At 71.4% G+C, this 20,714-nt stretch carries 13 protein-coding genes; 7 read left to right on the top strand and 6 right to left on the bottom strand.

Annotation, left to right across the window (positions count from 1 at the left end; genetic code table 11):
* The first annotated feature begins 83 nt into the window (after positions 1-83).
* On the top strand, positions 84-833 hold the full coding sequence (locus tag ACZ4N5_RS22315; protein ID WP_467758807.1) for an SDR family oxidoreductase: 750 nt from the start codon (positions 84-86) through the stop codon (positions 831-833).
* Between the two features lie 153 nt (positions 834-986).
* Complete coding sequence (locus ACZ4N5_RS22310; RefSeq protein WP_467758981.1) at positions 987-1,670, top strand: TetR/AcrR family transcriptional regulator; 684 nt, start codon at positions 987-989, stop codon at positions 1,668-1,670.
* Positions 1,671-1,901: 231 nt separating this feature from the next.
* Here ACZ4N5_RS22310 and ACZ4N5_RS22305 read toward each other — a convergent pair whose 3' ends face one another.
* Positions 1,902-3,416 carry a CehA/McbA family metallohydrolase gene (locus ACZ4N5_RS22305; protein ID WP_467758806.1) on the bottom strand — a complete coding sequence of 505 codons (1,515 nt, stop codon included), beginning with the start codon at positions 3,414-3,416 and terminating at the stop codon, positions 1,902-1,904.
* A 194-nt stretch (positions 3,417-3,610) separates the two neighbouring features.
* Here ACZ4N5_RS22305 and ACZ4N5_RS22300 point away from each other — a divergent pair, with 194 nt between their 5' ends.
* From ACZ4N5_RS22300 to ACZ4N5_RS22290, 3 genes are all read left to right on the top strand, one after another.
* Positions 3,611-6,205, top strand: coding sequence for a bifunctional FO biosynthesis protein CofGH (locus ACZ4N5_RS22300; RefSeq protein ID WP_467758805.1), 2,595 nt, complete (start codon positions 3,611-3,613; stop codon positions 6,203-6,205).
* Between the two features lie 147 nt (positions 6,206-6,352).
* Complete coding sequence (locus tag ACZ4N5_RS22295; protein ID WP_467758804.1) at positions 6,353-9,676, top strand: tetratricopeptide repeat protein; 3,324 nt, start codon at positions 6,353-6,355, stop codon at positions 9,674-9,676.
* Between the two features lie 195 nt (positions 9,677-9,871).
* Positions 9,872-10,987 carry an ADP-ribosylglycohydrolase family protein gene (locus tag ACZ4N5_RS22290; protein ID WP_467758803.1) on the top strand — a complete coding sequence of 372 codons (1,116 nt, stop codon included), beginning with the start codon at positions 9,872-9,874 and terminating at the stop codon, positions 10,985-10,987.
* A gap of 56 nt (positions 10,988-11,043) precedes the next feature.
* Here ACZ4N5_RS22290 and ACZ4N5_RS22285 read toward each other — a convergent pair whose 3' ends face one another.
* Both ACZ4N5_RS22285 and ACZ4N5_RS22280 read right to left on the bottom strand, forming a co-directional pair.
* A complete protein-coding gene (locus ACZ4N5_RS22285) occupies positions 11,044-12,615 on the bottom strand; it encodes a sodium:solute symporter family protein (protein WP_467758802.1) in 1,572 nt (523 codons plus the stop codon).
* 378 nt (positions 12,616-12,993) lie between these two features.
* Positions 12,994-13,779, bottom strand: coding sequence for an SDR family oxidoreductase (locus ACZ4N5_RS22280; RefSeq protein WP_467758801.1), 786 nt, complete (start codon positions 13,777-13,779; stop codon positions 12,994-12,996).
* Between the two features lie 106 nt (positions 13,780-13,885).
* Here ACZ4N5_RS22280 and ACZ4N5_RS22275 point away from each other — a divergent pair, with 106 nt between their 5' ends.
* Positions 13,886-14,725, top strand: a complete 840-nt coding sequence (locus tag ACZ4N5_RS22275; RefSeq protein ID WP_467758800.1) for a hypothetical protein — start codon at positions 13,886-13,888, stop codon at positions 14,723-14,725.
* Between the two features lie 161 nt (positions 14,726-14,886).
* Here the strand turns inward: ACZ4N5_RS22275 and ACZ4N5_RS22270 are convergent, their stop codons facing one another.
* The 3 genes from ACZ4N5_RS22270 to ACZ4N5_RS22260 all read right to left on the bottom strand — a co-directional run bounded on the left by ACZ4N5_RS22270 (position 14,887) and on the right by ACZ4N5_RS22260 (position 17,473).
* Positions 14,887-15,096 (bottom strand): DUF397 domain-containing protein, encoded by a 210-nt coding sequence (locus ACZ4N5_RS22270; protein ID WP_467758799.1) that lies wholly within the window; start codon positions 15,094-15,096, stop codon positions 14,887-14,889.
* A gap of 283 nt (positions 15,097-15,379) precedes the next feature.
* Positions 15,380-16,237, bottom strand: a complete 858-nt coding sequence (locus ACZ4N5_RS22265) for a helix-turn-helix domain-containing protein (protein WP_355847345.1) — start codon at positions 16,235-16,237, stop codon at positions 15,380-15,382.
* A 480-nt stretch (positions 16,238-16,717) separates the two neighbouring features.
* On the bottom strand, positions 16,718-17,473 hold the full coding sequence (locus tag ACZ4N5_RS22260; protein ID WP_365871693.1) for a GOLPH3/VPS74 family protein: 756 nt from the start codon (positions 17,471-17,473) through the stop codon (positions 16,718-16,720).
* Between the two features lie 222 nt (positions 17,474-17,695).
* Between ACZ4N5_RS22260 and ACZ4N5_RS22255 the strand changes: the two genes are divergently transcribed.
* The gene (locus ACZ4N5_RS22255; RefSeq protein WP_467758798.1) at positions 17,696-20,590 is read left to right on the top strand and encodes a D-alanyl-D-alanine carboxypeptidase; all 2,895 of its coding nucleotides are present in this window, start codon (positions 17,696-17,698) and stop codon (positions 20,588-20,590) included.
* Positions 20,591-20,714: the final 124 nt, after the last annotated feature.

Raw genomic sequence — 20,714 nt, 5'->3', positions numbered from 1 at the left:
AGCGACGCTACGGCGTGAGTGTTAGCGTTGCTCTCATCGGGATGGTGGCCGCCGCCACCCCGGCCGAGACAAGGAGCAACGCCATGAGTGAGCAGCCGAGCACCTCCCCGCGCGTCGCGATCGTCACCGGCGGCTCCCGCGGTATCGGCCGCGAGACCGCCGAGCGGCTGGCCGGTGAGGGATACGCCGTCGTCGTGAACTACGCGGGCAACGAGGCCGAGGCCGACAAGGCGGTCGCGGCGATCAGCGAGGCGGGCGGACAGGCCATCGCCTTCCGCGCCGACGTCGCCGAGGAGGCGGAGGTCGCCGCCCTCTTCGACACGGCCGAGAAGACCTTCGGCGGCGTCGACGTCGTCGTCCACGCGGCCGGTGTCATGACCCTGGCCCCGCTCGTCGACCTCGACCTCGACGCCCTGGACCGGATGCACCGCACCAACATCCGCGGCACGTTCGTCGTCGACCAGCAGGCCGCGCGCCGGCTGCGCATGGGCGGCGCGATCATCAACTTCTCCAGCTCCGTGCTGGCCCTCGCCATCCCCGGATACACCGCGTACGCCGCCACCAAGGGCGCCGTCGAGGCCATGACCATGATCCTCGCCCGCGAGATGCGCGGCCGGGACATCACCGTCAACGCCGTGGCCCCCGGCCCGACCGCCACCGCCCTCTTCCTGGACGGCAAGGACGAGGAGACCATCGCGCGGATGGCCGCCCAGCCGCCCCTGGAGCGGCTCGGCACCCCCGAGGACATCGCCGCGGTCGTCGCCTTCCTCGCCGGCCCCGCGGGCCGCTGGGTCAACGGCCAGGTCCTGCGCGCCAACGGCGGCATCGCCTGACGTCGCCTGTCCGCCCGCTGTTCCGATGACGTCAGGAGCCCCGCCATGTCCGCCACGAGCGACCCCACGATCCCGGGCGGGGCCGACCGCGCCACCGGCGCCGGTTCCGGCATAGGCGCCGCCCCCGCGAGCACCAAAGCCCGCATCCTCGCCGTGGCCGCCGAACTGGTCGCACGGTCCCCGGACGGGGACGTCTCGACCCGGGCCGTGTGCGAGGCGGCCGGGGTCGGCGCCCCCGCGCTCTACCGCCACTTCGGCGACAAGGAAGGCCTGCTGTCGGCCGTCGTCGACCACGGCTGGGAGCGCTACCTGGCGGCCAAGCGCGAGCGCCACCCCGGCACGGACCCGGTCCAGGACCTGCGCGACGGCTGGGACGGCCACACCGAGTTCGCCCTGCGGAACCCGAACCTCTACCGCCTGATGAACTCCCCGGCGATGCGCACCCCGCCGGCGGCGGCCCTGGAGGCCCACCGGATCCTCACCGCCGACCTGCGCCGCGCCGCCGAGCAGGGCAAGCTGCGGCTCGCCCCCGAACTCGCCGCGCAGATGATCATGTCGTCCAACGTCGGCGTCTGCCTGATGCTGGTCTCCCGCCCGGCGACGTTCTCGGACGAGACCCTGTCGCGCCGCGTACGGGACGCGGTGCACGCCGTCGTCTTCACCCCGGACGTGACCGCGCCCGGAACGGGAGCGGACGTCGTCGTCTCCGGCGTCCCGGCCACCGCGACCCGCCTCGGCGCACAGCTCCGCCAGAACCCGAGCCCCGCGTTCACCGCGGCGGAGGCGGCCATGTTCACCGAGTGGCTGGACCGCCTCTCCAACGCGACGCCGCAGTAGGCCGTACTCGGATCGCGATCTCAGCCGCTCCGGCGGTCGGCCGCGAGATCCCCGGCCGGCATCCTCCCTCCGTGGAGTACCCGTACACCACGCCGTCGGCCCGGGACTCGGCCGAAGCGATCACCGTCGTCCACACGCACACCCCCGGGCTGGGAGTGACCGTCGTGTACTACTTCCGCGATCCACCGGTAGGCCCTGACAGGCACGAATGCCGCTCGTGGGTCGGCTCGCCTACGCCCCCAAGAAGATCGGGTTGGTGAACGCCGCCAGCGCCCCCGGCACCGGTCCCGCCGCCGTCTCGTGGCGCAGCTCCGCTCGTACGTAGGCCGCGTACTGAGCCGTCGTACGCCACTCCACCGTTCCGGAGCCAGCGACCGGCAGCGGGTCGCTGGTGAACAGCACGCCCTGGTCGGTGACGAAGCGGACGGTGCAGCGCGGGGCGCCGGTGGCCTCCAGGCGGACGGTGACCGGGGCGTCCGGAGCGACCCTCAACCGCTCCCCGATGCCCGCGTGTTCGCCCTTGGCGCCGGACACCGAGAAGGAGAGGGAGACGAGCTTCGACTCGGCGACGTAGGAGCGGCCCGCGCGGAGGCCCTCCTGGATGGCCTCGCGGGTCAGGTCGTCGGCGAGGACGACCGTCTGCGGGCTGCCGACCGGGTCGGGGTCGCGGTGCGCGTCGCTGTTGCCCATGGCCGGGAGCCAGTCGTGTCCCCCGCGCACGGAGGCGACCAGCGTGTTGTCCCAGTCGGCGAGGGCGATCTCGTCGTCGGGGGTGTACGGGCCGTTCCACACCTCGACCGCGTCCGCCTCACCGAAGCCGAACTTCCAGCCGCAGCCGACGCAGGTGGCGTGCGGATGCGCGGGCACCACGAGCCCGCCGGCAGCGCGGATACGGCGTGCGAACCGGCCGAACCGGTTGTCGCGGGCCCGGTAGCGCCAGTCGACGAAGGTGCCGGGGTCCGTGCCGAGCGCCAGCACGTGCCCGTTGCGCGTGGTGACCTCCTCGCCGAGCATGATCAGCAGATCATCGCCCGCCTGGTCCGCCCAGTGCGGGTGCGAGGAATGCGTGTTGTGCTCCGAGGAGTTGATGAAGTCCAGGCCCGCCGCCCGCGCCAGCGCCGCGATCTCCGCGGGGGTGCGCCGGCCGTCCGAGTACCAGGAGTGCAGATGGCAGTCGCCGCGGTACCAGGCACGGCCGCGGCCCTTGGCACGCGAGGGCGGGTACACCGGCTCCGGGGCCGCGGCCCCCTTGCCGTGCGTCAGCGTGATGGTGACCTCGTACGTCAGTCCCTGCGGCGCCACCGTGTACGGGCCGAGCGCGATGTGCCAGGTGCCGGGGCGGACCGGTCCGGGGATGTAACCGGGGGTCGCGTCGTCGGAGCTGATGAAGAACTCCGTGCGCGCGCCGCCCGACCAGCCCCTGAAGCCCCGGCCGCCCAGTTCCGTGCCGTGCTCGTCGAAGATGCCGATGTCCAGGGCGTTGCCCGCGGTGCCGGCCGGGACGGACGGCCTCTCGTAGGTGTAGGAGACCTTGATCTCCGCGACCCCGGCCGGTACTTCGACCGGGAGATACACGAAGTCGGGGGAGCCGGTGGGGAGGGTGCCGCGCACGGTCCTCGTCTCCTGGTCGTCCGCCGCTTCCGCGTGCGCACCGCTGGGGAAGGTCACGCTTCCCAACGTAAGCGCGGCCGCCGCTCCCGTCACGAACAGCGCGCGTCTGCCTATGCCGTGGTCGTCCTCACACATACTGCTGCTCCCCGGGTGTCGAGCGTGACAGTGACATGAGTGGTGCGAAGTGTCGTCTACCACTGTGGGAGCAGGTTGTGAACAGAGGTGCACGCCAGGGGAATCGGCGGCTTTCGGGGAGACCGACAGATACCGCGCCGCCCGAATGGGGCAGGCCCGCCGATACCTGATCACCTCGACCGTATGCTCGAAGGATGACGACCTCCGCTACGGGCGCGACTCCCGGATCCGGTCCGACGGCGAACTCCATGCGGCGTGCGCTGAGGCGCGCGCGGGACGGCGTCGCGCTCGACGTGACCGAGGCGGCGGTGCTGCTCCGGGCGCGCGGCGCGGACCTCGACGACCTGACCGCCTCCGCCGCGCGGGTGCGGGACGCCGGCCTGGAAGCGGCCGGCCGCCCCGGTCTCATCACGTACTCCAAGAGCGTCTTCATCCCGCTGACCCGGCTGTGCCGCGACAAGTGCCACTACTGCACCTTCGTCACCGTCCCCGGCAAGCTGCGCCGGGCCGGCCACGGGATGTTCATGTCCCCGGACGAGGTCCTCGACATCGCCCGCCGGGGCGCCGAACTCGGCTGCAAGGAAGCCCTGATCACCCTCGGCGACAAGCCGGAGGACCGCTGGCCCGAGGCCCGCGAGTGGCTCGACGCGCACGGCTACGACGACACGATCGCGTACGTACGGGCCATCTCGATCCGCATCCTGGAGGAGACGGGTCTGCTGCCGCACCTCAACCCGGGTGTCATGTCGTGGACCGACTTCCAGCGGCTGAAGCCGGTCGCCCCGTCGATGGGCATGATGCTGGAGACGACCGCCACCCGGCTGTGGTCCGAGCCCGGCGGCCCGCACCACGGCTCCCCGGACAAGGAGCCCGCCGTCCGGCTGCGGGTCCTGGAGGACGCGGGCCGCTCCTCCGTCCCCTTCACCAGCGGGCTCCTGATCGGCATCGGCGAGACCTACGAGGAGCGCGCCGACTCCCTGTTCGCGCTCCGCCGGATCTCCCGCGCCTATCACGGCATCCAGGAACTGATCATCCAGAACTTCCGCGCCAAGCCGGACACCGCGATGCGCGGGATGCCGGACGCGGAACTGGACGAACTCATCGCCACCGTCGCCGTCGCCCGGCACATCATGGGCCCGGCCGCCTGCCTCCAGGCACCGCCCAACCTGGTCGACAGCGAGTACGGGCGGCTCATCGGCGCCGGCATCGACGACTGGGGCGGGGTCTCGCCGCTGACCATCGACCACGTGAACCCGGAGCGCCCCTGGCCGCAGATCGAGCTGCTGCGCGAGCGGTCGGCCGAGGCGGGCTTCGAACTCCGCGAACGCCTCTGCGTCTACCCGGAGTTCGTGCAGCGCGGCGAGCCCTGGCTGGACCCGCGCCTGCTGCCGCACGTACGGGCCCTGGCGGACCCGGAGACGGGCCTCGCGCTCCCGGACGCGGTCGTGCAGGGCCACCCCTGGCAGGAGCCGGAGGAGGCCTTCACGTCCTCCGGGCGCACCGATCTGCACCAGACCATCGACACCGAGGGCCGCACCGGCGACCGCCGCGACGACTTCGACGCGGTGTACGGCGACTGGGAGGCCCTGCGGGAGGCGGCGGCCCCGGGGATGGTGCCGTCCCGGATCGACACGGACGTACGGGCCGCACTGGCGACCGCGGCCGACGACCCGACGAAGCTGACCGACGACGAGGCCCTCGCGCTGCTGCACGCCGACGGCCCGGCGCTGGACGCCCTGTGCCGGATCGCCGACGACGTCCGCAGGGCGGCGGTCGGCGACGACGTCACGTACATCGTCACCCGCAACATCAACTTCACCAACGTCTGTTACACCGGCTGCCGTTTCTGCGCCTTCGCCCAGCGCCGCACCGACGCCGACGCCTACACCCTCTCCCTGGAGCAGGTCGCGGACCGCGCGGCCCAGGCCTGGGACCTCGGCGCGGTCGAGGTTTGCATGCAGGGCGGCATCCACCCGGACCTGCCCGGCACGGCGTACTTCGACATCGCGAAGGCGGTGAAGGAACGGGTCCCCGGCATGCACGTCCACGCCTTCTCCCCGATGGAGGTGGTGAACGGCGCCACCCGCACCGGCCTGTCCATCCGTGAATGGCTGACGGCGGCCAAGGAGGCGGGCCTGGACACCATTCCGGGCACGGCCGCCGAGATCCTGGACGACGAGGTGCGCTGGGTCCTGACGAAGGGCAAACTGCCCGCGGCGACCTGGATCGAGGTGGTCACGACCGCCCACGAACTCGGCATCCGCTCGTCCTCCACCATGATGTACGGCCATGTCGACCAGCCGCGCCACTGGCTCGGCCACTTCCGCACGCTCTCCCGCATCCAGCAACAGACAGGCGGCTTCACGGAGTTCGTGACCCTCCCCTTCATCCACACCAACGCCCCCGTCTACCTGGCCGGCATCGCCCGCCCCGGCCCGACGACCCGCGACAACCGCGCGGTCATGGCGATGGCCCGCCTCCTGCTGCACCCGCACATCCCCAACATCCAGACCAGTTGGGTGAAGCTGGGCACCGAGGGCGCGGCCGAAATGCTCCGCTCGGGCGCCAACGACCTCGGCGGCACCCTGATGGAAGAAACCATCTCCCGCATGGCGGGCTCCAGTTACGGCTCCTACAAGTCCGTGAAGGACCTGATCGCGGTGGCCGAGGCCGCGGGCCGCCCGGCCAAACCGCGCACCACCGTCTACGGCGAGGTCCCGGAGGAACGCCAACGGGCGGCGGCGGCCTCGGACGGACATCTGCCGGAGCTGTTGCCGGTGCTGGACTGAGGGAAATCCCTTTCCGTCCTGTCGGTGCTCCCCGGCCGGAAGCGCGTTCCGGCCGCCCGTACGTGTCCCGTCATCACCGCGCGTTCCGGGACGGGTTGCGCCAGACTGGGGGACGGACCGGGCTGACCATGGGGGAGGGGCGGAGGCATGACGCGGGGGCGACCGTCGATGCAGGAGTTGATCGAGGGGCGGCGACGGCACGGGTTCGTCGGGCGCGGGGCCGAACGGGCCACTTTCCGCGCCAACTTCGAGCTTCCTCCCGAGGACGAGCGGCACCGGTTCCTGTTCCACGTGCACGGCAACGCGGGTGTCGGCAAGACGTTCCTGGTCCGCGAGATGGAACAACTGGCGCGTGAGCGCGGAGCGCTGACGGCCTACGTCGACGAGAGCGTCGGCAGTCTGCCCGAGGCCATGGCGGCGATGAACCGTCAGTTCGCCGGCCAGGGACACCGGTTCAAGGAACTGGACCGTCTGCTGACGGCGTACCACGAGCGACGGCACGAGGCGGAGGCCGCCGTCCTCGCGCCGCAGGAGCCCGAGCGGGCCGGCCCTTCGGCCGGCAGCCTGACGGTGGCGCGGGCGGGCCTGGTCGGGCTGGGGATGTTGCCCGGGGTCGGCGCGCTCGCCGGAGCCCTGGACCCCGCCCAACTCGCCCAGGGCGCGGACAGGGTGCGGGCCGGACTCAGTGCCCGCTTCCGCAACCAGGAGGACGTGCAGCTGGTCCTGTCGCCGCAGGCCGTGCTCACCCCGGTCCTCATCGGGGAACTCTCCGAGACGGCGTCCGCCGTGCCGTGGATCGTCCTGTTCTTCGACACCTACGAGCGGACGGGCCCGTTCCTCGACGGATGGCTCCACGCCGTCATGACGACCCGGGAACACGGACTGCTGCCCGCCACGGTCATCGTGGTGACGGCCGGGCAGCTCCCCTTCGACACCTCCCGCTGGGGCGGTTTCACCGACTTCGTCACCGACCTGCCCCTCGGGCCGTTCACGGAGACCGAGACACGGGGGCTTCTCGCGGACAAGGGGGTCGTGTCGGAGCCCGTGGTCGAGGAGGTACTGCGCCTCACGGGCGGACTGCCCCTGCTGGTCTCGACCCTGGCCGAGCAGCGCCCCGCGGATCCCGACGACATCGGCGACCCCTCGGCCACGGCCGTCGAACGCTTCCTGAAGTGGGAATCCGATCCGGTCCGCCGGGCGGTCGCCCTGACGTGCGCCCTTCCCCGGCGCCTCAACCTGGATGTGTTCCGGGCGGCCGTGGACTGCGCCGACGAGGAGGCCGACGCCCTGTTCGGCTGGCTGCGCGGGCTGCCGTTCGTGGACGGCCGCGACGACCGGGTCCGCTACCACGACCTGGTCCGCGAGCCGATGCTCCGGTTGCAGCGGCGCCACTCGCCCCGCGGCTGGACCGAACGGCACGAGAGGCTCGCGGAGGTCTTCGCCCGCTGGCGCGCCGAGGAGGGGAACGGCCTGGTCGCTCCCGACGAGGTGTGGAGACACGAGCCGTGGCGGCTGCTGTCGCTGGAGGAGTCGTACCACCGGCTGTGCGCCCGGCCGCTTTCGGCGCTCGGTGACGCGCTGCGCAACGTGGTCGAGGCCTGCCGCGTCGATCCAGTGGTCGGACGCGGCTGGACCAGGTTGCTCCAGGAGGCCGGAGACGCGGCGGGCGACCCGGTGCTGCGCGACCTGGGCCGGTCGCTGACCGACGCCCTCGCGGACGACGAGGACGGGGTGGCCAGGGTGATGGACCTGCTGCTGGCCCGCCCCGCACTGCACGGTCCCGGGCGGGCCCTGGCGCATGGGGTGCGGGCCAAGCAACTGCGGAACGGCGGGGAGTACGAGCGGGCCCTGGCCGAGTACGACCGGGCGATCGAGATCGATCCGGACGAGGCACGGGTGCACTACGGCCGTGGCTTCACCCACCAGCTCCTCGGTGACCACCCGGCCGCGCTGGCCGCTTTCGACCGGGCGGACGAACTGCGGCCCGGCACAGGATGGATCATCGCGGAGCGGGCGGAGACGCATCGCCTGGCGGGAAGCTTCGAGGAGGCGATCGCGGACTTCGACCGGGCCGTCGTCCTCGACCCGACGAACGCCGACGCGTTCGCCTCCCGAGCGGTGTGCCGGCACGCCCTCGACCAGTTCGAGGCGGCCGGCGCCGACTTCGACCGGGCGCTGAGCATCGACGGGACCGACCTGTGGACGCTCGTCCGCAGGGCCCGGCTGCGCCGTGACACGGACCAGTGGGACAAGGCGTTCGCCGATCTGGACCGGGCGGCCCGCCTCGAACCGGACTCCGCCTGGGTCGCCTCGGAACGCGGCGACACCTACCGGCTCGCGGGCCGCTTCGAGGAGGCCGTCGCCGAACTCGGCCGGGCCATCGGCCTCAAACCCGACTACGCCTCGGCCCTGGCGGGCCGCGGGGTGTCCCGCCACGAACTGGGCCACAGCGCGCAGGCGCTGGCGGACCTCGACCATGCCGTCGCGTTGGAGCCGGACTACTCCTGGGCCCTGGTGATGCGGGCACGGGTGAGGCGGCGGCTGGAGGACGTGCCCGGCGCGTACGAGGACCTGCGGCGCGCGCTCGCGGCGAGTCCGGAAGCCGACTGGATCGAGATCGAGCTGGGCAACGCCCACCGGCTCGACGACAGACACCAGGAGGCGATCTCCGTCTTCCGTCAGGTACTGGACCGGGAGCCCGACAACGCCTCGGCGCTCGGCTGTCTGGGGGCGGCCTACCGCGATCTCAAGGCCCACGCGGAGGCGCTGACCTGGCTGGACCGGGCCCTGGCCGCCGACCCGGACTACGCGTACGCGTACGACCAGCGAGCGCGCGTCTTCCTGGCGACCGGGCGGACCGAGCGGGCCATCGCCGACTGGGAACGCCGGATCACCCTGGGCGGAGACGTGGACGCGGCACGCTACGAAGTCGTGGAGACGCTGATCCACAGCGGCCGACGGGACGAGGCGATGGCCCGGCTGTCCGAGGCGGACCTGGCGCCGGGCCCTGACGACGCGCTCGTCCTCGACCGCGACTACCTGCGCGTCGAGGCCTTCCGGTACACCGGGCAGTGGGCGCGGGCCCGTCATCTCGCCGAGCGGCTTCGCGCGGCGGACGCGGCACCGGGCACGTTCCAGCTGGCGATGACCGAACTACGGTCCCGGGGCCGGGAGACCGCGGACCCCTTGTGGCGTGAGCTGGCACGGCTCCTGGACACGGAGGAACTGGACGGGACCACGCGCCTGCAGGGCCGGTGCATCGTCGCCTGGGGCCTCGCGGACTGGGCCGGCGCCGACCGGGGGCTGGCCGAATTCCTGGCCACGGACCCCGACTGGGACGACCTGGCGGTTCTCGCGGACATCCTCGCCGAACTCCTGCTCAGCCCCGCCACCGACCACTCCCGCCTCACCCCGTGCCTCGCGACCGTCACAGCGGCCCGCGACGCCATCCGGGCGCGCCACACGGACTGACCGCCGAGGCGGGGTCGGGGCTGTGAAGGAGTGCCGGGGCAGACCGCGAATTTTCTGCCGAACGGCGCCCATACCCGACCACTTGGGACCACTGGGACCACGTCCCGTATATGGATCCGCAACCTCAACCGACCGTTCCCGTTCGATTACAGTGCTGAGCTGTCGGATGTGGGGACGGTGCAGCAGGAGGTCTCGGTGGGTGCGACAGCCGGTGCCGTCTGGGGTCGTGGGGAGCAGCAGGACTTCCGCAGCCGGGTCCGCGGGACGCTGCTGGGCGCCGCCGTCGGCGACGCCCTCGGCGCGCCGGTCGACGGGCTCTCCCTGGAGGGGATCCGGGAGGCGTACGGAGCGGAGGGCCTGCTCGACCTGGCCCCCGCGTACGGCCGGCGCGGCGCCGTCACTCACCTCACCCAGCTCGCCCTGTTCAGCGTCGACGGGCTCGTCCGCGCCCAGGTGCGCCGCGACACCGGCGCCTGGCATCCGCCGTCCGACGTGCACCGCGCCTACCGCCGCTGGGCGGCCACCCAGAGCGACTGGGGGCCCGACGAACGCCGCAAGGACGACGGCTGGCTGGCCCGCGAGGAGTGGTTCTACGCCCGCCGCGACCCGGACATGGCCTGTCTGCTCGGCCTCGCCGACGAGATCATGGGAACCCTGGACGCGCCCAAGAACCCCGGCGAGCCGGGCCCCGGGGCCGCCGCCCGTTCCGCGCCCTTCGGGCTGCTCGTCGGCTGGGAGCCACAGCTCGTCCTGCAACTCGCCGTCGAGTGCGCCGCGCAGACGCACGGCCACCCCTCCGCCTACCTGACGGCGGGCGCGTACGCCGTGATCGTCCACGCGCTCGCCCGCGGCGAGAACCTCGACGCGGCCGTGCAGCAGGCCCTCGCGCTCCTCGCGACCCGCCCCGGGCACCAGCCGGTCGCCGCCGCGCTCCAGCACGCGCTGGGCGCCGTACGGCAGGGGATGCCCTCGGCCGCCCGGGTCGAGGAGCTCGCCGGGGACGGCTCGGCCGAGGGGGCGCTCGCCGTCGCGGTGTACTGCGTGCTCGTCGGCGAGGACGTCCGGCACGGCCTGTGCCTCGCGGTGAACCACGGCGGGCCCTCCGCCGTCACCGGCGCGCTCACCGGCGGACTGCTGGGCGCCCTGCACGGCGAGACGGCCCTCCCGCCGGCCTGGCTGGCCGAACTGGAGGGCCGTCCCACGGTGCTGGTCCTCGCGGACGACTTCGCGATGGAGATGACCCAGGGGCCCGCCCTGCACGGGCCCGCCGGCTCGTCCCCGGGCTGGCTCGCCCGCTACCCGCGCGCCTGAACCGTCCCGGCCCGTACGTCCCGGTCCCTTCAGCGGTTGTCGTCCGCCCCGCCGCCCTAGTCCGTCACCGGAGTGCCCACCACCTCGTCCGGTGCCCCCGCCGGGGCCGGGACCGCCGCGGTGGCCGATCCGTCGTCGTCCGTGTTGATCATTTCGATGACCGCGTCCCGCTCCGGGGTGTCCTCGGGCCTCAGGAAGCCGATGAGGATGTACAGGACGAGGGAGATGGCCATCGGGACGGAGACCTGGTACTCCAGCTTCACGTCCGTGCGCTGGGAGAAGTCCAGGTTGTAGTTGACGAAGAAGAAGGCGAGCAGACCGCAGGCCCAGCTCGTCAGGGCCGCCGTCGGACCGGACTTACGGAACGGCCGCAGCAGGCCCAGGATGAACGGGATCGCGATCGGTCCCATGAGCCCCGCGACCCACTTGATGACGATGGTGATGATGTCCTTGAACGTGGGGGAGTTGACCTGGGTCGCCACCGCCATGGAGAAGCCGAGGAAGCCGACGGTGGTGACGCGGCCCGCGATGAGCCCCGCACGGGTGTCCCAGGCACGAGCGGCCCTGGAGAGCACCGGCATCACGTCCCGCGTGAACACGGCCGAGATGGCGTTCGCGTCCGAGGAGCACATGGCCATCGTGTGCGAGAAGAACCCGACGACGACCAGGCCCAACAGCCCGTGCGGCAGCAGCTGGTCGGCCATCAGGCCGTACGCGTCCGAGCCGTCCGGCTTCTGCGCCGTGACGAGGAGCGGCGAGAGCCACATCGGGATGAACAGGACGACCGGCCACACGAACCACAGCCCGGCGGACAGGAACGCCGACCGCGTGGCCTCCTTGGCGTTCTTGGTGGCCATGTAGCGCTGGGCCTGGTTCCACATGCCGCCGTTGTACTCGAACAGCTTGATGAACAGGTACGCGATGAAGAACACCGTCAGATACGGGCCCGCGAACCCGTCTGCGTGACCGTGCAGCTTCGGCGAGTCCAGCGCCTTGGAGAGACCGCCCTGGTCGGAGATCTTGTTCAGCGCGATGACCAGCATCGACAGACCGGCCAGCAACTGGATGACGAACTGGCCGAGTTCGGTCAGGGCGTCCGCCCAGAGCCCGCCGATGGTGCAGTACACCGCCGTGATGCCGCCGGTGATGATGATGCCCTGGGTGAGCGTGACGCCGGTGAAGACGCTGAGCAGGGTGGCGATGGCCGCCCACTTCGCGCCGACGTCCACGATCTTCAGCAGGATGCCGGACCACGCCAGCGCCTGCTGCGTCTGCACGTTGTAGCGGTCCTTGAGGTATTCCAGGGGTGAGGCGACGTGCAGCCGTGAGCGCAGCCGGTTGAGCCGGGGCGCGAAGGCCTTGGCGCCGATGGCGACGCCGATGGCGATGGGCAGCGCCCAGGTGACGTACGACGTGATGCCGTAGGTGTACGCGATGCCGGCGTAGCCGGTGAACATCACCGCGCTGTAGCCCGACATGTGGTGCGAGATGCCGGACAGCCACCACGGCATCTTGCCGCCCGCGGTGAAGAAGTCGCTGACATCGTCCACACGCTTGTGGGACCAGACACCGATCGCGGTCATCACACCGAAATACGCGACCAGGACGGCCCAGTCGAGACCGTTCATGTGCCCCCTCCAGGGGTCCGCCTTGTGAACCTGCAGATACCGGACGGCACTTCGCCAGTACGCATGGGGTCCCCCCTGCTCGGGCGAAGCCGAGGGCTTGGGGGAGGGCGGCGCCCCCGTGCGGGAGCGGGGACTTCGGGGATTGAACCGCTCGTCCGACCGGCCGGTCAAGACCTTGCGCGGTCACAGATATGAACACAGATCAGAAAGCAGAACGATTTTGCTTCTACTTTACCCGTCGGGCGGTTGTCGTGCTCGTGACGTGGACCACACCATGAGCGGGCACTTCGTCAGACCCACAACAGCAACGACAAGTCGACAGCCGTACGGGATGCGGGTCCCGTGCGTCTGGGAGAGGGGCCGCGCCGGCCGTACCGCCTACCGCATGAGTTCGCCCGCGTTCACGAGCAGCGACTGGCCCGTGATCGCCCGTGAACGGTCGGACGCCAGGAACACCGCGGCGTCCGCGACGTCCCCGTCCGTGGCCAGCTCGGGCAGGGCCATCCGCTCGGTGAGCCGCTTCAGGACGTCCGCCTCGGGCACCTGCTCGGTGTACGCCGTGAACTGCACGTACGCCTCGACGGGAGGGCCCCACATCCACCCGGGCAGTACGGTGTTGACCCGTATCCGGTGCGGCCCGAGCTCCCGCGCCAGGGAGTACATCGCGCTCGTCAGCGCGCCCTTCGAGGCCGCGTACGCCGCCTGCCGCACCTGGCTCGGCGCGGCGACCGACGACTGCGTGCCGATGATGACGACCGAACCGCCGCGCTCCTTCAGCGCGGGCAGGCAGGCGCGGGTCATCCGCAGCGTGCCGAGCAGGTTCACGTCGATGACCGACTGCCAGGTCGCGAAGTCGGCGTCCTCCAGACCGCCGAAGTAGCTGTCCCAGGCGGCGACATGGACCACGGCGTCGATCCGCCCGAAACGCTCGACCGCGAGCGCCGACAGCGCGTCGCACTGCCCCTCGTCGGTGATGTCCGTCGCGCGGAACGCCGTGTGCGCGCCGTCCGGGTCCAGGTCCGCCGCCGACTTGGCCAGATTCGCCTCCGTGCGCGCCCCGAGCACCGCGTTGCCTCCGTCGCGCACCACGGCCGCCGCGACCTGATGGCCGAGTCCGGCCCCGACACCCGACACCACCACGGTCCTGCCGGTGAGCAGTGACATCCGAGGCCTCCCCAGCTCTGGCGCATTGTCTGACGGGGCGTCAGAGTATGGGCGTCCGGCGGAGGAAGGAAGTCCCGCGCACGTTCCACCGAGGAAGGGGTTCGTCATGTCGGAGGAGACCCGCAGCGAGACCTACGCGGAACTGGCCGCCCTCGGCCCGTACGGCGTCCACCCGGGCCACGCCCTGATCACCATGGTCGAGCCGCACCCGGGCCACGAGTACGCCTACAACCGCTGGTACGAGGACGACCACTACTACGCTGGCGCGATGGCCATGCCCTGGATGTACGCCGGACGCCGCTGGGTGGCCACCCGCGACCTCCAGCTGCTGCGCTACCCCGAGAAGTCGGCGGTCGCCCAGCCGGTCACCGCGGGCTGCTACCTCTCCACCTACTGGGTCACCGACGGCCGCTACGACGACCACATGAAGTGGACCGTCGGCATCAACAAGCGGCTCAACCGCGACGGCCGCGTCTACCAGGACCGTACGCACGTCTTCACGGCCTTCCAGGACCACGAGGCCACCGTCTACCGCGACGGCGCCGCGGGCCCCCGCGACTTCCACGCCCTCGACCACCCCTACGCGGGACTCGTGGTCGAGGTCGTCGACGCCGAATCCGCCGACCGGCGCGCCGAGTTGCTGGAGTGGCTGCGCTCCCGCCATCTGCCCAGGCGGCTCGACGGCTCGCCCGCCGCCCTCGTCACCCTCTTCCGGCCGACGCCGCTCCCCGGCGACCGGATGACCTACGTCAAGCAGGTCGAGGGCGTGGATACCCGGCTGACCCTGCTGTGGTTCCTGGAGACGGATCCGCGCGAGTGCTGGGAGGAACGCTTCACGGGCCTGGACGAAGCGGTGGCCGAATCGGGCCTGGGGCGAGTGGAGTTGGTGGCCCCGTTCATCCCCACCGTGCCGGGAACGGACACGTACGTGGACCGCCTGCGCTAGAAGGGTGCCCTGCGGCGAGTGAGCCGAAGGACACCGGCTTCTGCGCCCCGGAGGCGAACCGAGCCCCAAAAAAATGGGCCGAGCCCCCTCGGCCAGGACGGCGGGCCGGTCGAGAGGGCTCTGTCGGTGGAGCGTATGAAGTTGTGCCGGTCATGGTGGGGTCAGACGAGGTCGGAGGACCCTCGGCTCACCTCGGCCACGAAGGTGTTCCACGCGTCCGCGGGAAAGGCGAGCGTGGGTCCGGCGGGGACCTTGGAGTCCCGTACGGCCATCGCCGAGAAAACCGGGGACTTGACCTCGACGCAGGCGCCGTTGCCGGTGGAGTAGGAAGACTTGGTCCAGGTGTCGGTGGCGCCCTGCTGAATTGCCATGATCGCTCCAGAAAACAGTCGTTCTTCGATGAGTTGCCGCCAACGAAGCCGTCGACGCGCTGTCACCGGACTGCGGATCCGTCAGGAAACCCGCAGTCCGGATTGCGCCAACGTTGTTGCTCGGTGGCGTGATCGACGCTACTCGCCAACATCGGCTGACGAAGCGACTATTCACTCGACTGGATGGCATATTCCATGGGGGTCTTCCATGCCGGGGCGGCGACAGTGTAGGGTCCGGCCACTCATCGGCGAGGGCGGCCTCGCGAGGCCGCCCCCGGACCGCTCAGCGCGCGTAGTCCTTCGCGATCTCCGCGATGAAGTGACGCGACTGCTCCACGTTCAGGGCCTGCGCCCGCAGATGCTCGTACATCACGCTGTACTTCTGGACGTCGTTCGCCTTCTCCAGGTAGAGGTCGCTGGTCACGCCCTCGATGTAGACGACGCTGGAGTCGGCCGCGTCGGGGAACTCCAGGATCGCGTACTGGCCGTTCAGGCCCGGGTGCGCGCCCATGTCGAAGGGGATCACCTGCACGGTGACGTGCGGCAGTTGGGACTGCTCGACGAGGTACTCCAGCTGGTCCCGCATCAGGGAACGGTTGCCGACGGCGCGGCGCAGGGCGGACTCGTCGAGGACGGTCCACAGGCGCAGCGGGTTGTCCGGGGCGGAGATTCGTTCCTGCCGCTTCAGTCGTACCTGAACGCGCTTGTCGATGTCGGCGGGCGCGGTCTCCGGCAACGCCCCCGCGATCAGGGCCTCGGCGTACTGCCGGGTCTGCAGCAGACCCGGGACGACCTGCGGGTCGTACACGCGCAGGCTCGCGGCGTCGGTCTCCAGGCCGATGTAGACGCTGTACGGGATGTCGCCGAAGGAGTGCCACCAGCCCTGCTGGCGCGAGTCCTTGGCCATCTGCATCAGCGAGTCGACGATCCGGTGGTCCTCGACCTCGTAGACGCCGCACAGATCGCGGACGTCGCGCTGGCTGATACTGCGCCTGCCGTTCTCCAGGCGGCTGATCTTCGACTGCGAGACCAGCAGGCGCTCGGCGACCTCTTCGGCCGTCATGCCCTTGAGCTCGCGGAGCCGTCGCAGCTCCTGGCCCAGCCGGCGCCGCCGGACGGTGGGATTGACACTTGACGCCACGGGACGTGCACCTCCGGCTGCGGGCCTGTACTTTGCGTATCTGCTGTTGAGCAGATTGCCACCAAGGTGCTTTCTACCGCTGGGAAACGGCGTATATGCGTCGGGTGGGCGCAAGTTCGCAGATTCGGCGTGTATACGCGACCGTGCGCGGTCCTCCCGGACCCCGCGAACTCCCGTGAAGGATGCAGGAGATCGCTGCTGAGGTACCCCGGGCCGACCGGCCGCGGCGGCGGACGTGGTCCCCTTGGAGAGATGCTCTCCTCGGATGCGGTCGCGCGGGGCGGTGGGACCGTGTCGTCGTCCGGACGTACGGTCTCAGCCACCCCGCGCGAGCCGGCGGCTCCCGAACCGGATCATGGGGACTGCGGTGCGGCGCTCAGGTCTTGCGGCGGTGCTGGCGGTGCGGGTGCTGTGGGAACTGCGGGTGCTGCGGTACTGCCGGCATTGCGGTGGTGCGGCGGGCCGCCGTGGGGCTGCGGCTCAGTGCACCACGGCGCGCGCCATCGAACCATGACGCGGTTGCATCGGAACACCGCGCGCGGTCTCCGGTGCGGACCTGACTCCGGCGGTGGCCGGACGGCCTGCCGGTGCCGGGCTGCGGCGTGGCTGTGCGGCCACACCGTTCTGAACGTCCATCACGGCGTGTGCCACGAGGCCGCCCATGGGGTCGTGCCTGATCAGGTCCCGCAGCCGGGAGCGGGACGATCGTCCCTCGTTCCCCGGATACAGGTGCTTGCCGAGACCGACCGCATGGGCCAGCGCGGCGAGCGCCGCGGTCCGCGGGTCCGGCGGGACGCCGGTGCGGATCGCGTTGTCCAGCCGGGTTCTGATCTCCCTGCTGATATCCGTGTCCGTCGCTTGATAGCGAGTCGTCGGAAGCACCCCGCACATCTGGCCGGCCACGGCATGGACCATGCCGCACCTCTCCAGATGCGAAAGGTAGGTCTGGCGAAGCCCCAGGCGGGGTCCGCCAATCCAGTTGACCGCGCGTACGGGTGCTCCGCGTCGGCGAAGCAGTTCCAACGCACAGTCCAGTGTTGGATCTCCGGTCGGCCGTGGCACCACCACGGCGATACGATCCCCGTCTGGGGCTATCCGTCCGGCCAGCGCCAGCTCCACTAGCTGTGCTCCGGCCAGGCCGAGGTCGAGCGACTGCGGCTGCGCGGTGGTACCCGTGGCCGGGTCCAACGCCAGCAGCAGAAGCTCCTCCGGAATTGTTCTGCGGCTCTTGCCCATCCATGCCTCCCCGCGTGGATGAATGACAGGGTGACCCCTCTCACATTGGTCTGTCGAGGGCGCGTGACCGGAATATGAGGGAACCGGCAGGTATGTCGTTCTCGTCTACCGCAGGGGTCAAGCCCTCACACAGGACACTGGTACATGGTTCGGACAGCGGTGTCCGGGCGGCGGTTCAAGGGTTTGACGGTTCGTTTTCGGCGCGCGGAGGGCGTGCGCCGCATGGAGGAGGCATCGGTGGCGGGCGAGTCCCCCGACAGGTCGAAGCAGCACGAGTCGTCGGCGTCGTCGGCAGAAGCGACGCCGGTGACCCCGGCGTCGGTTCCGAGTCCGGCGCGGGCGGGCGCGGCGGCGTCGACGTCGACCCAGAGCTCGGCCCCGGCCGACCCCCGAATGGCGATGGCCCGTGAAAGGGCCGCCACGGTACGGGTGGATCAGGCGACGGCGGTGTTCTCCACGAAGGCGCTGTCGGCGGACGCCTCCCGCACGGCGGAGTCGGAGCGGACCTCCGAGTCCGCCGACGGTGCCGACGCGGCCGGTGGCAAGACCGCCGAGGGCGACACCCGGCTCCGCGCGGCGGTGGCCGCGTGGGTCGCCGGATCGGACGAGCCCGCTCCGGCGGACGCGACCGACACCGACACCGGATCCGAGGGCGCCGGCGAACCCGAGGACGGTGACGGCGCCACGAACGACGCCGAAGGCACCGACGACGACGCCGACGGGACCGACGCGGACACGGACGGCACGGAGCCGGCTGACGACGCCGAGGGCGGCGACGCCGAGGCGGAGCCTGCCGAGGAGCCGCGCGAGCCCGCGACGTCGGGGAGGGCCGAGGACACGTCCGACGCTTCCGACGCCTCGGACGTGGCGTCCGACACGGACGAGGAGGCCGCCGCCGAACCCGCCGCCGACCTCGACATCGATATCCGCACCTCCGCAGAGCCCGACACCGACGAGGAGCCCGAGGCCGACCAGGAGCCGGAAGCCGCCTCCGGTGAGACTCCCGTGGCGCACGGGCCCGAGGACGAGCCCGGCCCGACGTCGGCGCTGGACGCCGCTCTCGCGTCCCGAGCCGCCTCCAAGGCCGCTTCCGAGGCCGCAGAGGCCGCCTCCAAGGCCGCGCCCGAGACCGAGGACGAGACCGAGGACGAACCCGAGCCCGCGGTCGAGGACGAGATCCAGGCCGTTCCCGAGGACGAGCCCGAGGCCGCGCCGGACGACGAGCGCGAGGACCGGCCCGCAGCCCCCTCGGCACGAGCGGCCGTACCCGCGACCGAGGACCTGCCCGAGGCCCCCGCGGACAAGCTTCGGACCGCGCCCGAGGGCCGGTCCGTCAGCGACTCGGATTCCGACGGCGACGAGACTCCGGACGCGGAGACCGACGAGACCCCGGACACGGAGACCGACGAAGCCCCGGACGCGGAATCCGCCCCCGAGCCCCCCGTCGATCAGCCCACCGCCATCTTCAAGGCCCCGCGGCCTCCGGCCGTGGACCAGCCCACCACCATGCTCAAGCTGGGCGGCGCCACCCGGAGCCCGGCAGCCGGGAAGCCCGCGTCCGGGCCGAAGGACGCCACCGACGAGCCCGCCGCCAAGGCCACCGAGCGCTCCGCCGGCGAGCGGCCTGCCACCAAGTGGGGTGCCAAGCCCGCCGCTGATCCCGAGCGGACCAGCAGGTTCGTCGCCCTCAAGCCGCTCGACGAGCCCGGCGGCCAGGCGCAGCCGAAGCCCGCGCCCACCCCGGGGAGCACCGACAGACCTGCGGCGGCCACCGCGGCGATCCAGCAGGTCGGCCCCGAGCGCACCACCCAGCTGCCGCTTCCGCCGAAGCCCCCGCTGGACCTGCTGGCCGAGCTGACGAACACTCCGCCGCCGCCGCAGACCCCGGTCCGGACGCTCGTGCGGCGCGTCAAGATCTGGACGCCGCTGGTCCTGCTGCTCGCGGTGGTCTTTGCAGTCGCGCAGGCCTTCCGTCCGCTGCCGACGCCGGGTCTCACGCTCACCGCCGATCAGACGTACACCTTCGGCGGCGGCACCCTCGACCTGCCCTGGCCCGGTCAGGGCCAGTCCGCGATCGAGGTGGACGGCGTGGGCAGCCTCGGGACCGACGGCAAGCAGACCCCGTCCCCCACCGCGAGCGTCGCCAAGATCATGACGGCGTACGTGATCCTTCAGGAGCACCCGCTGAAGGGGAACGAGGACGGCGAGAAGATCACGGTCGACCAGCAGGCCGAGGACGAGTCGAAGCTGCCGGACGAGTCGACGGCGGCCATGTCGAAGGGCCAGCAGTTCACCGAGCGTCAGATGCTCCAGATGCTGATGATCCCCTCCGGCAACAACGTGGCGCGGCTGCTGGCCCGCTGGGACTCCGACAACGCGAGCTTCGTCGCCAAGATGAACGCCGCGGCCAAGGACCTCGGCATGACGAACTCGACGTACACGGACCCGAGCGGTCTGCAGAAGACGACGGTCAGCACGGCCACCGACCAGATCAAGCTGGCCAAGAAGGTCATGAAGAACGACGCGTTCCGCAGCATCGTCGGGATGGCCAGCGCGAAGATCCCCGGTCTCGACACGCCGATCTACAACAACAACGACCTGCTGGTGCAGCAGGTCGGCGTGATCGGCCTGAAGACCGGTTCGTCGACGCCCGCGGGCGGCAACCTGGTGTGGGCAGCGACCAAGACCGTGAACGGCAAGACGCAGACGATCTACGGCGCGGTGATGAACCAGGACGCCGGCACCGGCAAGGTCTGGGACAGCCTCCACCTGGCGCTCGTCAACAGCCAGAAGCTGATCGACAAGGTCCAGAAGAGCCTGACCACCGCCACGGTGGTGAAGAAGGGCCAGGTCGTCGGCTATGTGGACGACCAGCTCGGCGGCCGGACCCCGGTCGTCGCCACCAGGAACATGACGGCGGTCGGCTGGCCCGGTCTGAAGACCGAGCTGTCGATCGGCGAGGGCAAGGACGTGGTTCCGCACACCGGCAAGGCGGGTACGGTCGTCGGCGAGCTGAGGGTCGGCGACGGTTCCAGCGACGCCGTGAGGATCCCCGTCGCGCTCAAGTCGGACCTCGCCGAGCCCGGCCTCGGCGCGAAGCTGACCCGCGTCGGCTGAGCGGACGCGCACACCGATGACGTACGAGCGCACGCATCGGTGACGTACAGCGGGGAGCGGCACCCGCACCGCACTCCGCCGGACGGCGCCCCACTCGGGAGCCGTCCGGCGGTGTGCGTGCTAG

Source organism: Streptomyces sp. NPDC026500, from assembly GCF_055567635.1.
This window is presented reverse-complemented; position numbering and strand designations above follow the sequence as displayed.